We start from the raw sequence: 20,453 nt of genomic DNA, 5'->3' as shown, positions 1-20,453 counted from the left end.
GCGCGGACAGGGGCTTGGCGCTTAGGTGGCTGGCTGTTTGCGATCCCTCGTCAGGAATTTTTCGAGGGCGATGATCAGCGAACTGAGCAGGGCAAACAGGCTGATATTGAGCCATTCCTGCCAGCCGATCGGTGTCGTCTGGAAAGCAGCGTTGAGCGGTGGCCAGTAGGTCAGCAGTAATTGAAGGCCCAGCATGGCACTCAGTCCGGCCCACAGCCAGCGATTGGAAAACAGTCCCTGACCCCAGAAACCGCGAGTCAGTGAGCGGCAGTTGAAGAGGTAGGTCATCTGCACCATGACGAAAACGTTAACCGCCACCGTACGGGCCTGGGCGAGGGTGTGGCCCTGCCCCAACTCATAAAGGAAGAGACCGAAGGCGCCGCTGAGCAGGAGTACCGAGACGAGGATAATGCGGCGGATGAGGTGGCCATCGAGAACCGGCATGTCGAGCCGGCGCGGGGCGCGCAGCATGATGTTGCGCTCGATCGGCTCAAAGGCGAGAGGCAGGCCGAGCAGCACGGCAGTGGTCATGTTGATCCAGAGGATTTGCAGCGGCGTGATGGGCAGCGTTACGCCGAACAGGATGGCAGCAACGATGACCAGGCCTTCGCCGAAGTTGGTCGGCAGCGTCCATGTGATGAATTTGACGAGGTTGTCCCAGACCCCACGGCCCTCCTCGACGGCGGCCTCGATGCTGGCAAAATTATCGTCGGTGAGGACCATGGCTGCCGCTTCCTTGGCGACTTCCGTGCCGGCCAGCCCCATGGCAATGCCAATGTCGGCCTGCTTCAGGGCCGGGGCATCGTTGACCCCGTCGCCGGTCATCGCAACAACCTCACCGCGTCCTTGCAGGGCGCGGACCAGGCGCAGCTTCTGTTCCGGCTCGACGCGGGCGAAGACGTCCACGGCATGGGCGGCCTCAGCCAGGGCGCTGGCGTCAAGTTTGGCCAGTTCCCGGCCGGTCAGGGCGCGCTCGGCGTTGAGTCCGATCTGGCGGGCAATGGCGAGGGCCGTAACGGCGTGGTCACCGGTAATCATCTTGACCCGGATGCCGGCCGAATGGCAGTTGCGGATGGCGCCAATGGCGGCTTTGCGTGGCGGGTCGATGATGCCGACGAGACCGATCAGGGAAAGCCCCTGAATGCTTTCTGCAACCAGTTTGAAATCCGGGTTGGCGGGGAAATTCCGACGGGCCAGCAGGAGAACGCGCAGACCTTGCTCGGCATAGGCATGGGCGATTTTTTCGATGGCGGCATGATCAATCGCCAGCGGCTGTCCCTGTGCTGACAGTTGCTCGACGCAGAGGGGCAACAGGCGTTCAAGTGCCCCCTTCACATAAACCACCGTTTCGCCGTCGGCACGATGCGCCGTTGCCATGAATTGCTGGCTGGCGTCGAAGGGCAGGACATCCAGGCGCGGCAACAGGGTGCGCAGGGTATGTTCTTCCAGTCCACCCTTGCGGGCGGCGACGAGCAGTGACGCTTCAGTCGGGTCGCCGGTGATCTTCCATTGACCGTGCTCGTGGCGGAGCGATGCGTCGTTGCACAGCGCGCCGGCGATCAGGCTGTCGCGGAGGGTCCCGTCGATGCTGGCCGGCAAGGCATCGTGGCTGATGGTGCCAAGCGGTTGGTAGCCATGGCCATCGATGACATAGCCTTTCCCGGCGCACCACAGGACACGCACGGTCATGGCATTTTCGGTCAGGGTGCCGGTCTTGTCGGAACAGATGACGGTCGTGCTGCCCAGGGTTTCAACCGCCGGCAGGTGGCGAATGATGGCCCGTCGTCTGGCCATGCGGTTGACGCCGATGGCCAGCGTGACGGTGACGGCGGCCGGCAGCCCTTCCGGAATGGCCCCGATGGCGAGTGCCACGGCGGCGGTGAACATGTCGAAGGCAGATTCGCCACGGGCCAGACCGACGGCAAAGGTGAGTAGCGCCAACGCACCAATGGCCTTGAGCAGCCAGTTCGAAAAGGTCGCCATCTTGCGCGTTAGTGGCGTGACCAAGTCGGGGGCTGCGGCGATCAGTCCGGAGATGCGCCCGGTTTCGCTGGCGTCACCGGTAGCGATGACCAGTCCCCTGCCCTGCCCGGCCAGTACGGTGGTGCCGGCGTAAGCCATGTTCAGGCGGTCGGCCAGCACGGTGTCGACAGGGAGTGGGCTATCGTTCTTGGCGACAGGCTGAGACTCCCCGGTGAGCATCGATTCGTCGATGTGCAGGGCATGTTGCTGTAACAGCCGGAGGTCGGCCGGAATGCGGTCACCGGCAGTGACCGTCACGATGTCACCGTTCACCAGTTGCTTGGCATCGAGTTGGCAGCGGTGGCCGCCACGGCACACGGTAACCGGCGTGGCGACGCTGCGCGCCAGGGCGGCCAGCGCACCTTCGGCCTTGGCTTCCTGCCAGTAACCGATCAGGGCGTTCACAATGACGACGGCGAAAATAACGCCGGAGTCGAGTCCTTCGCCGAGTGCTGCGGTGATCAGGCCGGCGATGATCAGAACGACGACAAGCGGCTGCACGAACTGCCCGGCGAGGCGTCGCCAGGCTGGTTTGCCAGGGTGTTCGGTCGGGTGGTTGGGGCCTTGTCGGGCCAGGCGAGCTGCCGCCTCTTCGTCGCTCAGGCCAAGGCCGACATCGACCCCCAGCCGCTGGGCAGCGGCGTCGGCGGTGTCGGCATGCCAGGCTAGGCCCGGCGCGTCGTCAGCAGCAGGAAGGGTAGTGTCAGGAAGGGCCACAGGGTGCCAGTAATTCGGGTCAGGCCATTGAAATTGAGGAAGTGACCCTGCCGCCAGGCCGCCAAGGCCGCAGCTGAATAGGGGTTGGGCGGGGCCATGTTGACCAAAACCGTACCGGCCATCAGCGCCAGCGCAGTGATCATCAGGCGTGGTGTGGCCGGCAGGGCAACAGCGACGGCGAGGATGCCGCTGGCTACAGCCAGTCCGAGCGTGGCCCCCGGCGTAAGCCAGGCCAGCGCATCGGTCGGGCTGACCAGAACGGCGGCAGCAAGGGTGCTGATGAGCAGGCAGAGCAGCAAAAACAGCGGCACGATCAGGTAGGCGAAGAGAAGGCGGGCACAGAGCATGCGAACGATCAAACCAACCGCGATGGTATTGAGGGCTGTGACGGTAGCCTCGATCATGACGAAACTTTCGGCGGCAAAGGGAACGGCACCGGTCAGGCCAAAAATCTGTCGCAAGTCTCCCGCCCCGAAGAGCAGGGTTTCCGGCGACAACGGCACGAGCAGCCAAAGCCCGAGCAGGGTCAGGCCGAGTTCAGCGTGCGGAATGGGGGCGATCAGGCGATGTTCGAGCTGTGCGATGCGCGCGAAAACGCGGGGCCCGACTACTTGCGCCCACAGGGCACCGAGCAGTCCCCCCAGCGTATTGCAGGCGAGGTCGAGGTTGGAGGGAACGCGTGAGGGCAGCCAGGTTTGTGCCGTTTCCAGTCCAAAGCTGACACTGCCGCTCAGTAACACGGCGAGCACCGGCGCGGTCCACCGGCCGGGCAGACCGCTTAGCGCCAGGGTCAGGAAAAAGCCAAGAGGCAGGTAAACCGCCACATTGGCGGCGAGGTCGAAGCTCGTCCAGTAGCGCGGCCAGCCACCTTCAAGAAAGGCGATCGGAGATACCCCGGTATCCCGCCAGCCGGTAAACGGATGCAGGCTGCCGTAGACGACCAGCCCGCACCAGGCCAGCGCCAGGTAGCGGGAAAGCAGAATGGGGCCACGACCATGATGGGGCATGAATTGATTCTAGGGGCGATTGGTGCTTCTGTCAGCACTTTAAGTGCCGAGCAAATGCATTTGGAATAATCTGGTGCCCCCGGATTTAATGGCGATGCGGATGTTCCCTGGTGTGATGGGTTTCTGCTGCCGCCAGATGCCGTAGTGCATCGTGGACATCGGCAGAAGCTTGCCTATGTCCGACCCATTGCGGCAGGAGCGATCCGGCGACCATGCCAATGATGCTGACGGCCAGCCCGATCAGCTGCGGCGGCACGGCCTGCCCGATGCCGACCAGGGCGTAGGCGTAATCCGGTGTGCCAGTGGGCTGGCCGCTGAAGCTGACCAGTACCTCGATCAGGATCCAGGCGGAGAGGCCGCCAAAAATGGCGGCCAGCGCGCCCTGGGTGGTCGACCGCTTCCAGAAGGCGCCGAAGAAAAGCGGCACGAAGGCACCGGCCAGGGTAATCTTGTAGGCGTTTTCAACCATCTTGAAAATGCTGGCGTTGGAGTACAGCGCAAAGCCTAGGACGATTCCGGCAAATACCACGATGGCGCCACGCATGACGCGCAGGAACTGGTGGTCGCCCATGTTCGGGTAGAAGCCGCGGACGATGTTTTCCGAAAAGGCCACCGAGGGGGCCAGCAGGGTGGCCGAGGAGCAACTCATGATGGCCGAGAGCACGGCGCCGAAGAAGATGGCCTGGGCGAAGACCGGGGTGTGCTGGAGGACCAGGGTCGGGAGAACCAGTTGCGAGTCGGTCTGCAGCAAGCCGTTGAACAGTTCCGGGTCGATCAGCGTGGCCGAGTAGGCGATGAACATCGGCACGAAGGTGAAGCAGAAATAGATCGAGGCACCAAGAATCGAACCCCACAGCGCGATTTTCTGGCTTCTGGCCGAGGTGATGCGCTGGAAGACGTCCTGCTGGGGGATCGAGCCGAGCATCATGGTGATCCAGGCACCCAGGAAACTGAGCCACAGCCAGGGATCGGGCGGCGGGAAAAAGTCGAGCTTGCCGGCCGCCGAGGCATGGTTGATGACCAGTTCGACGCCGCCGGTCAGGCCGGAGACGACGTAGCCGATATACAGCATGCCGCCCATGATGACGCCCATCTGGACGAAATCGAGGATGGCGACGGAGAGCATGCCACCGAACGTGGTGTAGGTCAGTACGATGGCGGCACCGAGGATCATGCCCGCCGTCTGGCTGACGTAGCCGCCGGTAACGACATTGAAAACGAGGCCAAGGGCCTTGATCTGGGCTGATACCCAGCCGAGGTACGAGGCGACGATGCAGAGCGTGGTCAATACCTCGACCGTGCGGTTGTAGCGCAGCCGGAAATAGTCGCCGAGGGTCAGGATATTGAGTTTGTAGAGTTTCCGGGAAAAGAAAACCCCGGCGATGATCAGGCACATCGACGAGCCGAACGGGTCGGCGACCACCCCACTCAGGCCATCCTTGACGAAGGTGGCGGAGACACCGAAAACGGCCTCGGCCCCGAACCAGGTGGCGAAAACGGTGGCGGTAACGACCGGTAGCGGCAGGTGGCGGCCGGCAACGGCGAAGTCCTTGGCACTATGCACGCGGGTGGCGGCAAAGAGGCCAATGCCAATGGAAACGAGCAGGTAGAGAACGACGAACCAGATCAGCATGATCGCGTGGTCAACGGAGGCAAGGGTTTGAAAACGCTGGAATTATAAGGTCGTTGATTGCATTTTCGGCGTCAAAAGGGAGCGTCCGAGTGAAATTGCACGGGGGCTTCGGTGGCCGGGTGAAAAAGCCCCAGATCCATGGCGTGCAGCAACAGTCGATCGGCCAGCGCCGTTGCCTCGCCGCCATAGAGGTCGTCGCCGAGAATCGGATGGCCGAGCGAGGCCAGATGTACCCGCAGTTGGTGCGAGCGTCCGGTCACTGGCTCCAGTTCGACGCGTGTCGTATTGGCGACGGGGTCGCGGCTGATCACACGAAAGCGGGTCAGGGAAGGCTTTCCGATCTCGAAATCGACCTTTTGCCGGGGGCGGTTTGGCCAGTCGCAAATGAGCGGCAGCTCAACCTCGCCCCTATCGTCGGCCATCAGCCCGGCGACGACGGCAAGGTAACGCTTGTCGATCTGGCGTTCCCGGAAAAACCTTGAAAGCCGCCTGTGCATTTCGGCACCACGCGCCAGGACCAGCAGGCCCGAGGTCGACATATCCAGGCGATGGGCAATCAGGGCATCGGGAAATCTCGCCTGAACGCGGGACGCGAGGCAGTCGTCCATGCCCTCCCCGCGTCCAGGGACAGAGAGCAGACCGGACGGCTTGTCGACGACGATGATGTCGGTGTCGACATGAATCAGCGTCAGCCCAAGGTTGGGGGGCGGCAGATAGGCAGTCAAAATGGCTTTGCCCGAATGCTGCAGGTGCTGTCGGTGAACGCGGTGCTGTCGCGAAACCAGGCGGCGCCCGGCGAGCTTTGGGCGCAGACGCGATGTTCGGTCTGCTGGCTGGCCCACCAGTACCAGAGGGCCGGCTTGGTCCAGCCCGAAGGGGCAAGGATGGTCAGGGCGATACCCAGCAGCAGCTGGCGATGCCTTGATTTGCATGCAGAATTTTCTTGCCAAGCGGCCATGGTAAATGTACTGTATTTATACACAGTATCTAATTAAAGACGGAGCGGGCTGGGAATATACCTCGTCCTTTCCGTGTGATCACTGAAATTGATGGCGACCGATTGCCTTTGCGAAGCAGTCAGCTAGTCGATCAAGCTCAGCAATTTCTATTCCATCTTTGGCCCCTGTGCCATAATCCGCTCAAATTTCCGAGGTAACCCCATGGACGACAACAAGGCAAAGGCGCTCGCCGCAGCGCTGCAACAGATCGAAAAGCAATTCGGCAAAGGCTCCATCATGAAGATGGGCGATGCCGAAATCGACGAAGGCATTCAGGTGGTGTCTACCGGCTCGCTCGGTCTGGACATTGCTCTTGGTGTCGGTGGTCTGCCGCGTGGCCGTGTCGTCGAAATCTACGGTCCGGAATCCTCGGGCAAGACCACGCTGTGCCTGCAGGTCGTTGCCGAAATGCAGAAACTCGGTGGCGTCGCCGCCTTCATCGACGCCGAACACGCGCTCGATCCGCAATATGCCCAGAAGCTCGGCGTCAGTGTCGGCGATCTGCTCATCTCGCAGCCCGACACCGGCGAACAGGCGCTTGAGATCGCCGATATGCTGGTTCGCTCCGGCTCTGTGGACATCATTGTCATCGACTCGGTGGCTGCCCTTACGCCGCGTGCCGAAATCGAAGGCGAAATGGGCGACCAGATGGTTGGTCTGCATGCCCGCCTGATGAGCCAGGCTCTGCGCAAGCTGACCGCCAACATCAAGAAGACGAATACCCTGGTCATCTTCATCAACCAGATCCGAATGAAGATCGGTGTCATGTTCGGCTCGCCGGAAACCACTACCGGCGGCAATGCGCTCAAGTTTTACGCGTCTGTCCGTCTTGATATCCGCCGTATCGGCGCGATCAAGAAGGGCGATGAAGTGATCGGCAGCGAAACCAAGGTCAAGGTCGTCAAGAACAAGGTCGCCCCACCCTTCCGTGAAGCCATTTTCGACATCCTTTACGGAGAAGGCATTTCGCGTCAGGGTGAAGTCGTCGAAATGGGCGTTGCCCACAAGTTGGTCGAGAAGTCGGGTGCTTGGTATTCCTACAAGGGCGAAAAAATCGGCCAGGGCAAGGACAATTCCCGCGAATTCCTGAAATCGCACCCGGAAATCGCCCAGGAAATCGAAGCGAAGATTCGTGAGGCGGCCAGTACCACCGTCATCAAGCCGACCAAGGCTGCTGCCGCTGATGCCTGACCTCCGCGTCCGTGCCCTGCAATTGCTGACCCGGCGTGATTACAGCCGGGCCGGCTTGCAGGCCAAGTTGGCGCCGCACGCCGAATCCGAAGAAGAACTTACGGGTGTTCTTGACACCCTGCAGGCCGAGCGCCTGCTTTCCGATTGCCGTTATGCCACCCAGCGGGTGGCTGCCCGCGGCCGGCGCTACGGCGATGCCCGCCTGCGTCAGGAACTGCGCCAGCAAGGCGTAAGCGATACCGACATCGCGGCGGCGCTCCCCGAGGCTGGCGACGAAGCCGAGCGCTGTCGGGTTATATGGGCAAAGAAATTCGGCCAGCCGCCGAAAACTGCCGAAGAGCGTGCTAAACAGATGCGTTTCCTGCAATATCGCGGTTTTTCCGGCGACGCTATTCGCCGGGCCATGCAGGGAGTGGATGAATGAACATGCCGGCCGCCAAACTATCGGCTCACAATCTCAGGAAGCGCTACAAGGCGCGGACGGTGGTTGAGGACGTCTCTTTCGAGGTCAAGTCGGGTGAGGTCGTCGGCCTGCTCGGGCCGAACGGTGCCGGCAAGACCACTTGTTTTTACATGATCGTCGGGCTGGTTGCGGCTGATGGTGGCGAAGTCTATATCGACGACAATCGCCTGACCCACCTGCCGATGCATAGCCGGGCACGGCTCGGCCTGTCTTACCTGCCGCAGGAGGCCTCGGTATTTCGCAAACTGAATGTCGAGGAAAACATCCGCGCCATTCTCGAACTGCTCAACCTGCCGGAAGCCGAACTCAATGATCGCCTGGAAGGCTTGCTCAGCGAGCTGCATGTCGGCCACGTCCGCCATGTCAACGCTTCGGCGCTCTCCGGCGGTGAGCGGCGACGGGTCGAAATAGCCCGGGCGCTGGCCACCAATCCGCGGTTTATCCTGCTCGATGAACCGTTTGCCGGCGTCGATCCGATCGCCGTGCTCGAAATTCAGAAAATCATCCGCTTCCTCAAGGAGCGCGGTATTGGTGTGCTGATTACCGACCATAACGTTCGCGAGACGCTCGGTATCTGCGATCACGCCTACATTATCAACGCCGGAAACGTTCTGGCGGCTGGACGTCCGGCCGAAATCGTCGATAATGAAAGCGTACGAAAGGTTTATCTCGGCGAGCATTTCAAGCTCTGACCGAAAGATAGAAACCGCTACTCACCGATGAAGCCGGCACTCCAGCTAAAACTCTCCCAACACCTGGCGCTTACTCCTCAGTTGCAGCAGTCGATCAAGCTGTTGCAGCTGTCGACAATCGAAATGCAGCAGGAAATCGAGCGTTACCTGCTCGAAAATCCCATGCTTGAGCGCGAGGACGAACAGGGGGCCGAGACTTTTTCCAGTGCCCAGCAGTTCGATTCGCCGCAAACCAGCGAAGGCGAGCGCGAGCAAAAGGCCGAGCGCGAAGAGCGTGATGCCCGCGACGACCGCGAGCAGGATGTTCCGTCTGCACCCTCCGATGTCGATGACGACCGCTGGGCTTCCGATGCTGGTACCTTCACCGGGGCCGGACGGGACGACGACGATGACAACGATTCGCAGGACATCCACGGGACGACGATTAGCCTGCGCGACCATCTTGGCTGGCAGTTGGGGATGACCCAGGTGTCCGAGCGTGACCGTAGCCTGGTGCGCTTCCTGATCGAAGCGCTTGATGATGATGGCTATCTGTCGGCTTCGCTGGAAGAACTCTGGGAAACCTTGCCGCCGGAATACGAAATTGAAATCGAAGAGCTGGAAATTGCGCTGCATCACATCCAGAACTTCGACCCGGTCGGCATCGGTGCGCGCAATCTGCAGGAATGTCTGGCCCTGCAACTCAAGGCCCTGCCTGGCGGCGATGCCACCCGCGATCTGGCCCTGACCATTGTTCAGAAACATCTCGAACTTCTGGCCGCCCGCGATTTTGCCAAGATTCGCCGGCTGACCGGTTGCGACGACGAGTCGCTGAAGGCTGCGCAGAGCGTCATTACCAGCCTGAATCCACGCCCGGCAGCCCGTTTTTCACAGATCGAGGCCCGCTATATCACGCCCGATGTTATCGTGAAGAAGCTCAAGGGCAAGTGGACCGCCTACATTAATCCGGATGCTTATCCGCGTCTGCGCATCAATCGTCTCTACGCGGAAATTCTGTCCAAGCAGCGGCGCGGCAACGGCAATCTGTCGACTCAGTTGCAGGAAGCCCGCTGGCTGATCAAAAACGTTCAGCAACGGTTCGAAACCATACACCGCGTGACACAAGCCATCGTTGATCGCCAACGGCAGTTTTTCGAGCATGGGGAAGTGGCGATGCGGCCGCTGGTCCTGCGCGAAATTGCCGATATTCTCGGTTTGCATGAATCGACGGTATCGCGTGTCACCAGCCAGAAATACATGGCGACGCCGCGTGGTATCTTCGAATTGAAATACTTCTTCGGCAGCCATGTCGCCACTGATACTGGCGGTGCGTGTTCTGCTACGGCCATCCGGGCACTGATCAAGCAGTTGATCTCGGCTGAGGATGGCAAGAAGCCCTTGTCGGATAGTCAATTATCCGAAATACTAGGCCAGCAGGGAATCGTAGTTGCCCGACGGACGGTCGCCAAATACCGCGAGTCGCTCAACATTCCCCCGGTCAATTTACGCAAGACCCTGTAGAGAGAGGAGAATAAAGTGAATCTGCAGATTAGTGGGCATCACATTGAAGTTACCCCGGCACTTCGCGAATACGTCGAAAACAAGCTGGATCCGGTGATTCGCCATTTCGACAAGGTGACTGGCGTCAACGTCGTCCTGTCCGTCGAAAAGCTCAAACAGAAGGCCGAAGTGACCGTCCATGTTCCGGGTAAGGACATGCATGTCGAAGAGTCCGGTGACGATCTCTACGCCGCCATCGATGCCCTGTTCGATAAACTGGACCGTCAGGTTCAGAAGTACAAGCAGAAGGTCCAGGATCACCATCGTGGTGACAAGCCCGGGCTGCACGCCGCCGCTGAATAAGCGCCGAACGGGCCGCGGCGAAGCATGCTGCGGCCTTTGTTTTTCTCACCTTCCCCATGAATCCCTTAACCAATCTCCTATCCGCCGATCAGGTTCTGCTTGATCTCGATGCCAGCAGCAAGAAGCGTGTTTTCGAACAGGCTGGCATGCTCTTCGAAAATCGCCTTGGCCTCGCCCGGTCGATCATTTTCGACAGCCTCTTCGCGCGCGAAAAGCTCGGCTCTACCGGCCTCGGTCAGGGCGTGGCGATTCCCCACGGCCGGATAAAGGGTCTTAAACAGGCTGTCGGTGCGTTTATGCGCCTGACGACCCCGGTACCATTTGACTCACCGGATGGACGCCCTGTTGATCTGCTCTTCGTTCTGCTGGTACCCGAACAGGCTACCGAGCAGCACCTGCAAATTCTCTCCGAGCTGGCGCAAAAGTTTTCTGACCGGGCATTTCGCGAAAAACTGCATGTCGTTGCTGCCCCGGCCGAAGTTGTTTCAATGTTTCAGGTGGTCAGCTAGGTCGTGCGCCACGTCAGCCTGGTTCAGCTTTACGAAGACAATCGCGAAAAGCTGTTGTTGAACTGGAATGTTGTACCCGATGCCGATCGACGTATCGAGATCAAAGGCTCCAACAACTATGGCGCCGATCTGGTCGGGCATATCAATATCATTCACCCGGAACGTCTGCAGGTCCTTGGCCTGGCTGAATATGAATGGGCCATGCGGATCGGCGAACGCCGCTTCGCTCAGATGCTTGGCGATCTGCTGGGGGCCCAGCCGCCAGCCGTGATCGTGGCTGATGGCCTGGCACCGCCACCGCTGGTGGTTGAAACCTGTACCGAATTTACTACCCCGCTGATTTTTTCACCCAAGCCCTGTTCGGCGATTATCGATCTGCTGCGCATCTACCTGTCTGCCCGCCTGGCCGATACGGTGAATCTCCATGGTGTGTTCATGGATGTCCTGGGGATGGGCGTGCTGATTACGGGCGACTCCGGGGTCGGCAAGTCTGAACTGGCCCTTGAGCTGATTTCCCGGGGGCATGGCTTGGTTGCTGACGATGTGGTCGAAATGGCGAGAATCGCCCCGACCACCATCGAAGGGCGTTGTCCCGGCATGCTGCGCGACTTTCTGGAGGTGCGCGGACTCGGCCTGCTCAATATCCGGACGATTTTTGGTGAAACGGCATCGCGCCGCAAGATGAAACTGAAGCTGATTGTTCATCTGCAAAAAACGTCCACGGCCGTCGATGCTCCCCGTCTGCCGCTTGATGCCCAGACCCACGAGGTCCTTGGCGTACCGATCCGCAAAGTGGTCATTCCCGTGGCGGCCGGACGTAACCTCGCGGTCTTGCTCGAAGCGGCGGTTCGCAACACGATTCTTCAGTTGCGCGGCATCGACAGCATGCAGGATTTCATGGATCGCCAGCAGCGTACGATGCTTGACGATGACGCATGAATGGCTGATAGTAGGCCCGTTTCTCAACCATAACCGAGGATTCCAGATGAAGAAACTGATCGCGCTGTTGATTGTTGCATTCGCTGCTACGACTGCCTACGCTGCTGATGACTGTGCCGCCAAGGCTGCCGAGAAGAAACTGGCTGGTGCCGCCAAGAACAGTTTCATCAAGAAGTGCACGAAGGATGCCGGTGCTGCCACCGAAAATGCCGCTTGTGCCGCTACCGCCAAGGAAAAGAAACTGGCTGGTGCCGCCAAGAACAGTTTCATGAAGAAGTGTTCGGCTGACGCTGCAGCCAAGTAAGTACCCGCGAGGGAGAGATCGGCCATCTGCGGATGGCCGATTTTCCTTTCAGCCCGATGTTTCGTTAGAGGTACTCGAATTCGGCGATTTCGGACTGGCCCTCGCTGGCCGAATTGCCGAAACTGATCTGACCATGACTTTCGAGATTGATTTCATGGCGATGAACCATCACTTCCTGGCGACCGGCTAAGGTGACGAAGCAGCCGTTGGTGCTGGTATCGACAAGATAGCAGCCATCGTCGCGGCGCTCGAGGCGTGCGTGTTGGCGTGACGCTTTGCGGTCATCAATGACAAGTTTGCAGCCAAGATCACGGCCAATGGTCAGTACCGGCGTCTTGTCATCGACCAGATAGGCCTTGCCACGATGGCGGATGCAGAGGCGGCCCACCGCCTGCGCGACGTTGCCGGCACCGAAGATCGAATGGACGGAACTGGCGGTGACCCCCTGATAGGTCGGCCAGTTGATCTTGAACAGGGACAGTACCTGGCCACTTTCGGGCACGGTACCCAGTTCGGGGGCGGGATCGGGGGCAATGTAACTGGGTTCGGACAACTGCTCGACCAGCGCCGAACTGCACACAATCTGTTCGCGTTTGGCAATGCCGGTGATGCGGGCAGTCGTGGCGATGGCAGAACCGGTCAGTTTCTTGCCTTCGTCGGCAACTTCGCCAAAGTGCAAACCGATTCGTATGGTCAGTTTCAGGCCAGAAACCGGTGGCAGGTCGGCAATCCGCTCCTGCATGTCGATTGCCGCCTGGCAGGCATCTTCGGCAGTCTGGAAGGTGGCCAGCAACTCGTCGCCAACGACCTCGATGGTCTTTCCTTTGTAGCCGTCGATCGAGCGCTTCATGCGCTTGAGGCAACGCTCAACCGCATGCATGGCCTCTTTGTCTCCAAGACGTTCGAACAGTGCCGTACTGCCCGATACATCGGCGAACATGACGATTAGTTTGCGTTGCACGGCGTTCATTGGCTACCGAGAATCCAAAATTGAATGACCACGAATTATATGTTGAACGTGGTGCTAAAGCATTAAGACGAAAGGCTTATCTGGATGGTTCCACTGATCGGCAACTCAGGTGCATCGAAGGCAATGTCACCCTCGTCGACCGGTGTGTCCAGGGTCAGGTTGCGAAAATCGAACAAGTCACGATCAGCCAGGTGAGAGGGTACGACATTCTGCATCGCGGTAAAAACGGATTCGGTGCGGCCCGGGAAGCGCTTGTCCCAATCCTGCATCATTTCGCGGATTTTCTGCCGTTGCAGATTGTCCTGCGAGCCGCAAAGATTACACGGGATGATCGGGAACTCCATGCCGCGAGCAAACTTGGCGATGTCCGATTCGGCACAGTAGGCAAGTGGCCGGATCACCACGTGCGCCTTGTCGTCGGTGACCAGCTTGGGCGGCATGGCCTTGACCTTGCCACCGAATAGCAGGTTGAGAAAAAGCGTATGGACCATGTCATCCCGGTGATGGCCGAGGGCGATCTTGTTGGCGCCGAGTTCCTTTGCCGTCCGATAGATGATGCCGCGGCGGAGTCGGGAACAAAGTGAACAGGTAGTCTTGCCTTCCGGGATCTTTTCCTTGACCACCGAATAGGTGTCGGCTTCAACGATGCGGTAATCGACGCCGATCGACTCAAAATAACCGGGCAGGATGTCTGCCGGGAAGCCAGGCTGTTTCTGGTCGAGATTCATGGCGATCAGGCGGAATTTGATCGGCGCACGTTGCTGCAGGGCCATCAGCATGGCAAGCAGGGTGTAGGAATCCTTGCCTCCAGAAACGCAGACGAGCACGGTATCGCCATCTTCGATCATGTTGTAGTCAATGATCGCTTTGCCGGTACGGCCTTCCAGATATTTGCGCAGCTTTTGCAGGTTGTTCGATTGGGTCATGGGGCAGAAAATTGGGGCGAAGTACGGGCTGCGCAGCATTCTTGCCACGACCAACCGGGAAAAGGCAGCAGTTTACCTTGTGTCACGATCGGGACGATAAAAATCGGCGTTGAATCAGAGGCTTCCTGCAATAGCGAACAGCTTTTCCTGCAGTTCCTTGACCCGGATCGGCTTAGCCAGATAGTCGTCCATCCCGGCTGCGAAGCAGGCATCGCGGTCATCCTGCATGGCGGCCGCAGTCATCGCAATAATTGGCGTGCGCGGCAGATTTTCTGCCGCCTCACGGCTGCGAATTTGTCGTGTTGCTTCGATTCCGCCCATGACCGGCATTTGCATATCCATCAGGATGACGTCGAAAGAACGCGTGGACAGGATGTCGATGGCTTCCTGTCCGTTATTCGCCAGCATTGCTTCATGCCCCCATTTTCCAAGCAGACCGAGGGCCAGTTTTTGATTGGTCGGGTGATCTTCGACCAGAAGAACATTGAGTTTGCGGTTGCCTTCACGTAGCGAATGTCGCGTCAGCAGGGGTTTTTCAGCCTGAGTGATGGGGGCTGGTGCGGGGCCGAACAAACGCCCGAGCGCCGCATGCAACTCGTCCAACGAAATTGGCTTGGCAAAAAATCCGGCAATTCCCGCTTCCTGGCAGCGCTGCGCATCACCCCGTACGGCACCGGATGAAAGCATCAACATGGGCGGCAGATTTTTGTGGTCTTCGTGCAGGCGGCGGGCCAGTTCATAGCCGTCCATCTCGGGCATTTGTGCATCAAGGAGAATGCAGTCGAAGTCGGCCTGATCTTCTTGCATCACAGCCAGGGCTGCCTGTGCGGAATCGGCGTCCCGGGGAATGGCCTTGAGCAGGCTCAACATGCTGCACAGAATGCGTCGGTTGGTTGCGTTGTCGTCGACCACCAGAATGCGGCGACCGGTCAATTCGACCTGGCTACCGACAATGGGTGTTGTTTGGGCTGATAGCTTAAGTTGCAGCGAGAAGTGGAAGGTGCTGCCCTCGCCCGCCTTGCTGTGCAGCCACATGCGGCCACCCATCAGTTCAACAAGGCGGCGGCAGATGGACAGGCCGAGCCCGGTGCCGCCATATTTGCGCGTCGTGGACGTGTCTTCCTGGGAGAAGGCATCAAAAATCTGGTCCTGCTTGTCAGTCGCGATGCCAATGCCGGTGTCGCGCACGGCAAAGTGGATTACGGCGTGACCATCCTGCAGTTGTACGAGCTCCGTTTGCAGGGCGATTTCCCCGTGACTGGTAAATTTGATGGCATTGCCAACCAGATTGACCAGGATCTGCCGGATGCGACCGGGATCACCCCGCACGTACCGAGGAACATCGTGCAGTATCTCGCTGATCAGTTCGATACCCTTGTCGTGGGCGCGTAGCGCCAGTGGCTTTAAAAGTTCGGCCAGGACAAGATGGAGATCGAAGGAAATTTCTTCGACCAGCAGTTTGCCCGCTTCAATCTTCGAAAAGTCGAGAATGTCGTTGATGATGGTGAGCAGCGATTCGGCCGACGACTTGGCGATGTTCAGGTATTCGCGTTGTTCGGCGGTCAAGGCCGTTTCGAGCACCAGATCGGTCATCCCGATGACCCCGTTCATCGGGGTGCGAATTTCGTGGCTCATGTTGGCGAGAAAGTCGCTTTTCGCCCGGCTGGCAGCTTCTGCTGCTTCCTTGGCGCGCAACACCTCGGCTTCGACCCGTTTCCGCTCGGTGATGTCGACAATGACACCGAGCAAACCGGAAACGCTGCCATCGCGGCGGGTCAACGCCGCCTTGCGATAGACCGTATCGTGGATTACGCCATCCTGGCTATGCACCGAGGCTTCGTAGGACTGAGTCTCCTGGCTGGCAAACAGTTCGGCATCTTTTTCCGTATGCAGGCGGGCGTCTTCCGGTGGCAAAAGGTCATTCAATGTACAACCGATGAAGGTTTCGCGTTTGACCTGGAAGAATTGCTCGAAGGCCCGGTTCATCCGCAGGTAGCGCCCGCACTCATCTTTCAGGTACACCGGCAGTGGAATGGCCTCGATCAATTCCTCGACCAGGTGCAGCTGATCGGATAGTTGCGCTTCAATACGCTTGCGGTCGGTGATGTCGGTGCGGATGGCGATATGTCGCTCGGGTTCTCCGACGGCATTGAGCAGGGGAACGATGGTGGCATTGACCCAGTACAGGTTTCCGTTACGCCCCCGGTTGCACACTTCACCCCGCCAGACATGGCCGAGGGAGATGGTTTGCCACATATCCCGGAACATTTCGGGTGGGTGTATGCCGGAATTGACGATACGGTGGTTATGGCCGATCAGTTCTTCGCGCGCATAGCCGCTGATCTCGCAAAAACGGTCGTTGGCATACAGGATATTCCCGGAGGTATCGGTGATGCTGACGATTGCATGCTGATCCAGGGCAAATTTCTGTGTCGCCAGTTCGCGTCGGCCATGCTCACTTTCCGCCACCATTGTGGCGATGCGTTTGGAGAGCTCGGCGATGTCCTCATCAGCAAAGGCCTCCGCCTGATCGCCCTGTTCGCTGCCCGGTAACAGATGGCGGACGGTATTACGCAGCGAGCGCAGCACGTTTTCCCGCCCGGCCAGTGACAGTCGCAGCTTTTCGTTGCTCTCGGACAACTCTGATGAAGACAGGTCCAGGCTTCGGGTACGCAGATCGAGATCACGCTCGTATTGCTCGTAACTGCTGTCCACCCGTCCGAGAAAATCACTGAAGCCCTGCAAGGCAGTGCGCAAGGCCGGTTCTGCCGTCTCTGCTGCTGCCTGCATGGAGTCCAGCAGTGCGCTCAGCTCGGCGTCGCTACCGACGCCGAGGCTACGCTTGAGTTGGCGGAGAAGCGCTTTCTGCATGAGCTTGTGGTCAGGTTTCGCTCAGGAAGGTGATGGTCATTGTCTGATTGTGCAGTTTGCACGATGAACCGGCCGCAAAAGGACTGATCTCGCCGTAGGAGTAGAAACCGGAAAGTACGGAGGCGTTACCAAAAACGTCGGCGACCGCTTCCACTTCCTCGTCAACACGGTCTCCCATGACCAGCTTCCGGCCAACGCAACTGACCAGAATGCCAAGGCTCTGACCGGCGCCTTGGGGCATGTTGGCGGCTGCCTCGGCGGCGGTCTCAGCACCGTCCACCAGTTTGTCGGTACTGGCATGCATCAGACGCAGATAGCCGTCAGGATTGATTTCGCCGGCCAGAATAAGGCTGCCGCTCGCTTCATCAATACCGAGAATGGTACGGATCAGACCGATCGCCGTGTGATCTTCGCCGAGCATGGCGAACGGGAAAAGCAGGCCCGATGCCGGCAGGCCCTTGGCGTGTTCGCCGAGATAGCGGCGGTATATTTCGAGGGCCGGTTCGCCATCCAGTTCGTACAGGATATTGCCCTCGCTGCGGGTCACCTTGCGGGCTGGGCCGAAAGGCTCCCAGCCGCCAAACGAGCCGTGGCTGAAGCAGAGTCCCTCGCCACTCAGTCCAACGGCGATGATCTGGTCGCTGGCGACGCCATCCGGGCCGATGGTGAAGGTTTCCTTGAAGGCGCCACCATCACCGGCCAGTCCGCCGGTAATGGGTATGTTGTCGCCAATGACGCTGCTAATGCCATTGACCAGCGCACTGCCATTGATCTGTACGCCGGGGCCGAAGACGAGAACGGCTTTGAGCGGGTCGGCGGCTAGCTGTTTCCCCAGCCGTTCGCCAGCAGCAAACGATTCGTCCATGCTGGCCAGACGGGTGCTCGCCTGCTTCAGGCGGGTCTGGTCGAACTTGATGGCAGTGACCGTGCAGGTTCCGTCATCGACGCCGTTTGCCGTGATTTCGCCCGCACTGGTACAGCCGAGCAACAAGGCATCCGGAAAGGCCTGGCGCAAGGATGCGTGAAACCCCGGGGCAGTGAAATGGGCGATGTCACCAAAAACCAGCAGGAGGTCTGCCGTGCTATTTTGCAGGGTGGCCAGCGTAGTATCGAGATCGGCCGGCTTGCGATTGACTAGTTGTTTGACGTACAAGGGGTGTCTCCTTCGTCGATGCAGAGTTCAAAAATAGCACAGGCAGCCAGTAATTTATCGCTTTAACCTTAAAATTGACAGTTTTTGCACTTGAAATGAATAACCTTCCGATTCCCGCACCTGAAGCGCTGGCGCACAGTCAATGCCTGCACGCTGCACTTGTCGACGAAATTTCTGCGGCCGGGGGCTGGCTATCCTTTGCGCGATTCATGGAACAGGTGCTCTATGCGCCGGGTCTGGGTTATTACACTGCCGGAGCGCGTAAGTTCGGGGCGGCGGGTGACTTCATCACGGCGCCTGAAATGACCGGATTGTTCGGCATGGCGCTGGCTCGCCAGATCGCCCAGATCATGTCCGCATCGCGACCGGTGATCCTTGAAGTAGGTGCCGGCTCCGGACGTCTGGCAGCCGATCTGCTGTTGGCTCTGGAAAAGGCCCAGGCCTTGCCGGAGCGCTATTACATTCTCGATCTATCGGCCGATCTAAGGCAGCGCCAGCAGGAAACCATCGCCGCCGCCGTGCCGCACCTGTTGGCTCGGGTGGAATGGCTGGATCACCTGCCGGAAGAGTTTTCCGGGGTGGTCGTCGCCAATGAATTGCTCGATGCCTTGCCCGCCCATGTCGTTGCCTGGCGGGAGGGTGGGATCTTTGAGCGAGGTGTCACCGTGGACGAGGCTGGCGGTTTCGCGTGGAATGAGCGCCCGGCCAGCGGCGCCCTGCTTGCAGCGGCCGAGGAAATCGGCTCCCAATGCAGCCTGCCGCCCGGTTTCGAGAGTGAAATCAGTATGGCAGTCCGGTCCTGGGCCGCGGAATGGGGACATCGTCTGGTCAAGGGCGCCTTGTTGCTGATCGACTATGGCTTCCCCCGTCGCGAGTTCTATCACCAGCAGCGCGGCCGGGGCACCCTGATGTGTCACTACCGTCACCATGCCCATCCCGACCCCTTCTATTTGCCCGGCTTGCAGGATGTCACGGTGCATGTTGATTTCACCTCGGTGATCGCTGCTGCCCACGCGACCGGGCTGGACTTACTCGGTTACGCGAGCCAGGGTCAATTTCTCCTCAACTGCGGGATTCTCGATAGCCTGGCGGCGATTCCCCAGGCGACCCCCGACTACCTCCGGGCCGCAGGTGCCGTCGGCAAGTTGCTGATGCCGCACGAAATGGGTGAGTTATTCAAGGTGATCGCCATGGGTCGTGGCATCGACCAGCCCCTGATTGGCTTCCTCACGGGGGACCAGGGCCACCGCCTGTAATTTCTATCGTTTCGCCAGATCGCGAAAACGGTTGGGCTGACCGAGGACGAGGCGGCCGAATTCTTCAAGGAGTGTCTTGTCCACGAGTTGTGGACGGATGTTGTAGAGGCCGCTGCCCAGGCGCTCCAGATTGCGGGTTTCGAGGACGATGAGGCCCTGCGAGAAATCGGCACGCCAGCGAGCACTGACACTGACTTCGCTGCGAATCTCGAATTCGGCCCTTTCCACATAATTGCGCTGGTTCTTGAATTCCTTGCAGGAGAACGGCAGGCCGAAGTCGAACAGCATGCATCGGAAACGCTCGACGGAAGGGCCGTCACGCTCGACGCGCAGAATACTGTCGGCGTTCAGGCGGTAAGTGAAGGTTACCAACTCGACCAGAGCACCGGCGCTCTGCGATTGGGTCCGGTAGTCAGCGAAGCCCTCCAGCCAGCTCAGCTGATTGAGTTGAAGCTGTTCGAGCAAGGTGTATTCGCGTGGCACTTCCGGCTTGATGATGTTCAGTTGCTGGATCAGCTCATGCAGGTAGAAAAAAATCCGTTTCAGCGACTGGTCGATGGCATCGTTGATCGAACTATGTTCAGCCATCGCGCTGTGGATTTCGCGCTGTCGCTGCTCGGCTTGCTGGCGTAGCTGGTCAAGGAGATTGCCGCTGGTGGCTGGTGGCGATTCCTTGCTTTCAGTTTTGGCGACGGGTTCAGCCGGGCTAACCTGGGCCGGCGTCGCTTTGGCCGGGGTTGCAGCGGGTCTGGCCGGAACGATCTCGGGGAAAACATGCAGCGGGTCGGTCATACCCTCCCCGGAGTTCGCCAGGTATTCGCGACGCGCCCGCCGTTCGGCCGCATCAAGGTCGAACGCCTCGATGTCAGCCAGCAGGGAGGCTTCCAGTTCGGCTATCGCCTTGCTCGTGTCGGTCTTTCGCTGATGTTTGGCTCGCATGGCTTCGACGGTGACAGATAG

Annotated in this window: 19 protein-coding genes; 9 read left to right on the top strand and 10 right to left on the bottom strand. The window is 59.5% G+C overall.

What is annotated here, in order from left to right:
• Positions 1 to 21: 21 nt before the first annotated feature.
• The 5 genes from HYN24_RS15495 to HYN24_RS16235 form a co-directional block, all read right to left on the bottom strand.
• A complete protein-coding gene (locus HYN24_RS15495) occupies positions 22 to 2,739 on the bottom strand; it encodes an HAD-IC family P-type ATPase (RefSeq protein WP_117610100.1) in 2,718 nt (905 codons plus the stop codon).
• Positions 2,688 to 3,746: a VanZ family protein gene (locus HYN24_RS15490; RefSeq protein ID WP_117610099.1), complete on the bottom strand. Its 1,059-nt coding sequence runs from the start codon at positions 3,744 to 3,746 to the stop codon at positions 2,688 to 2,690. The genes HYN24_RS15495 and HYN24_RS15490 overlap by 52 nt, the downstream gene beginning before the upstream one ends.
• A gap of 85 nt (positions 3,747 to 3,831) precedes the next feature.
• Entirely contained in the window at positions 3,832 to 5,379 is a 1,548-nt protein-coding gene (locus HYN24_RS15485) for a sodium:solute symporter family protein (protein ID WP_117610098.1), read from the bottom strand.
• Positions 5,380 to 5,450: 71 nt separating this feature from the next.
• Complete coding sequence (locus HYN24_RS15480) at positions 5,451 to 6,107, bottom strand: RluA family pseudouridine synthase (protein WP_117610418.1); 657 nt, start codon at positions 6,105 to 6,107, stop codon at positions 5,451 to 5,453.
• Positions 6,101 to 6,337 (bottom strand): hypothetical protein, encoded by a 237-nt coding sequence (locus HYN24_RS16235; RefSeq protein ID WP_162888761.1) that lies wholly within the window; start codon positions 6,335 to 6,337, stop codon positions 6,101 to 6,103. The genes HYN24_RS15480 and HYN24_RS16235 overlap by 7 nt, the downstream gene beginning before the upstream one ends.
• Positions 6,338 to 6,539: 202 nt before the next feature.
• Between HYN24_RS16235 and recA the strand changes: the two genes are divergently transcribed.
• From recA to HYN24_RS15440, 8 genes are read left to right on the top strand one after another with little or no spacing between them, the layout of a single operon-like run.
• Positions 6,540 to 7,568, top strand: coding sequence for a recombinase RecA (gene recA / locus HYN24_RS15475; protein ID WP_117610097.1), 1,029 nt, complete (start codon positions 6,540 to 6,542; stop codon positions 7,566 to 7,568).
• Complete coding sequence (gene recX, locus HYN24_RS15470) at positions 7,561 to 7,992, top strand: recombination regulator RecX (RefSeq protein WP_117610096.1); 432 nt, start codon at positions 7,561 to 7,563, stop codon at positions 7,990 to 7,992. Before recA ends, recX begins: the two co-directional genes overlap by 8 nt.
• Positions 7,989 to 8,723 (top strand): LPS export ABC transporter ATP-binding protein, encoded by a 735-nt coding sequence (gene lptB, locus HYN24_RS15465; protein ID WP_205421405.1) that lies wholly within the window; start codon positions 7,989 to 7,991, stop codon positions 8,721 to 8,723. The genes recX and lptB overlap by 4 nt, the downstream gene beginning before the upstream one ends.
• 27 nt (positions 8,724 to 8,750) lie before the next feature.
• A complete protein-coding gene (locus HYN24_RS15460; RefSeq protein ID WP_117610095.1) occupies positions 8,751 to 10,223 on the top strand; it encodes an RNA polymerase factor sigma-54 in 1,473 nt (490 codons plus the stop codon).
• A 15-nt stretch (positions 10,224 to 10,238) separates the two neighbouring features.
• Positions 10,239 to 10,565 carry a ribosome hibernation-promoting factor, HPF/YfiA family gene (hpf, locus tag HYN24_RS15455; RefSeq protein WP_117610094.1) on the top strand — a complete coding sequence of 109 codons (327 nt, stop codon included), beginning with the start codon at positions 10,239 to 10,241 and terminating at the stop codon, positions 10,563 to 10,565.
• 56 nt (positions 10,566 to 10,621) lie between these two features.
• Positions 10,622 to 11,074, top strand: a complete 453-nt coding sequence (gene ptsN, locus HYN24_RS15450; protein WP_117610093.1) for a PTS IIA-like nitrogen regulatory protein PtsN — start codon at positions 10,622 to 10,624, stop codon at positions 11,072 to 11,074.
• A 3-nt stretch (positions 11,075 to 11,077) separates the two neighbouring features.
• Positions 11,078 to 12,013, top strand: a complete 936-nt coding sequence (hprK, locus tag HYN24_RS15445) for an HPr(Ser) kinase/phosphatase (RefSeq protein ID WP_117610092.1) — start codon at positions 11,078 to 11,080, stop codon at positions 12,011 to 12,013.
• Between the two features lie 46 nt (positions 12,014 to 12,059).
• The gene (locus HYN24_RS15440; RefSeq protein ID WP_117610091.1) at positions 12,060 to 12,317 is read left to right on the top strand and encodes a PsiF family protein; all 258 of its coding nucleotides are present in this window, start codon (positions 12,060 to 12,062) and stop codon (positions 12,315 to 12,317) included.
• 64 nt (positions 12,318 to 12,381) lie between these two features.
• Here HYN24_RS15440 and HYN24_RS15435 read toward each other — a convergent pair whose 3' ends face one another.
• The 4 genes from HYN24_RS15435 to HYN24_RS15420 form a co-directional block, all read right to left on the bottom strand.
• Positions 12,382 to 13,278 carry an adenylate/guanylate cyclase domain-containing protein gene (locus HYN24_RS15435; RefSeq protein WP_162888760.1) on the bottom strand — a complete coding sequence of 299 codons (897 nt, stop codon included), beginning with the start codon at positions 13,276 to 13,278 and terminating at the stop codon, positions 12,382 to 12,384.
• A 71-nt stretch (positions 13,279 to 13,349) separates the two neighbouring features.
• The gene (gene ttcA / locus HYN24_RS15430; protein ID WP_117610089.1) at positions 13,350 to 14,213 is read right to left on the bottom strand and encodes a tRNA 2-thiocytidine(32) synthetase TtcA; all 864 of its coding nucleotides are present in this window, start codon (positions 14,211 to 14,213) and stop codon (positions 13,350 to 13,352) included.
• Between the two features lie 114 nt (positions 14,214 to 14,327).
• Positions 14,328 to 17,084 carry a response regulator gene (locus tag HYN24_RS15425; RefSeq protein WP_117610088.1) on the bottom strand — a complete coding sequence of 919 codons (2,757 nt, stop codon included), beginning with the start codon at positions 17,082 to 17,084 and terminating at the stop codon, positions 14,328 to 14,330.
• 10 nt (positions 17,085 to 17,094) lie between these two features.
• Positions 17,095 to 18,237 (bottom strand): FIST signal transduction protein, encoded by a 1,143-nt coding sequence (locus HYN24_RS15420; RefSeq protein WP_117610087.1) that lies wholly within the window; start codon positions 18,235 to 18,237, stop codon positions 17,095 to 17,097.
• A 95-nt stretch (positions 18,238 to 18,332) separates the two neighbouring features.
• Between HYN24_RS15420 and HYN24_RS15415 the strand changes: the two genes are divergently transcribed.
• Positions 18,333 to 19,493, top strand: coding sequence for a class I SAM-dependent methyltransferase (locus HYN24_RS15415; protein ID WP_117610086.1), 1,161 nt, complete (start codon positions 18,333 to 18,335; stop codon positions 19,491 to 19,493).
• Positions 19,494 to 19,496: 3 nt separating this feature from the next.
• On the opposite strand, the gene HYN24_RS15410 is transcribed toward HYN24_RS15415, so the two are convergent.
• On the bottom strand, positions 19,497 to 20,432 hold the full coding sequence (locus tag HYN24_RS15410) for a hypothetical protein (protein WP_117610085.1): 936 nt from the start codon (positions 20,430 to 20,432) through the stop codon (positions 19,497 to 19,499).
• Positions 20,433 to 20,453: the final 21 nt, after the last annotated feature.

Origin of the sequence: Dechloromonas sp. HYN0024 (assembly GCF_003441615.1) — a bacterium.
Taxonomy (GTDB): domain Bacteria; phylum Pseudomonadota; class Gammaproteobacteria; order Burkholderiales; family Rhodocyclaceae; genus Azonexus.
The sequence above is the reverse complement of the archived record's forward strand: the minus strand, read 5'-3'. Positions and strand labels throughout refer to the sequence as shown.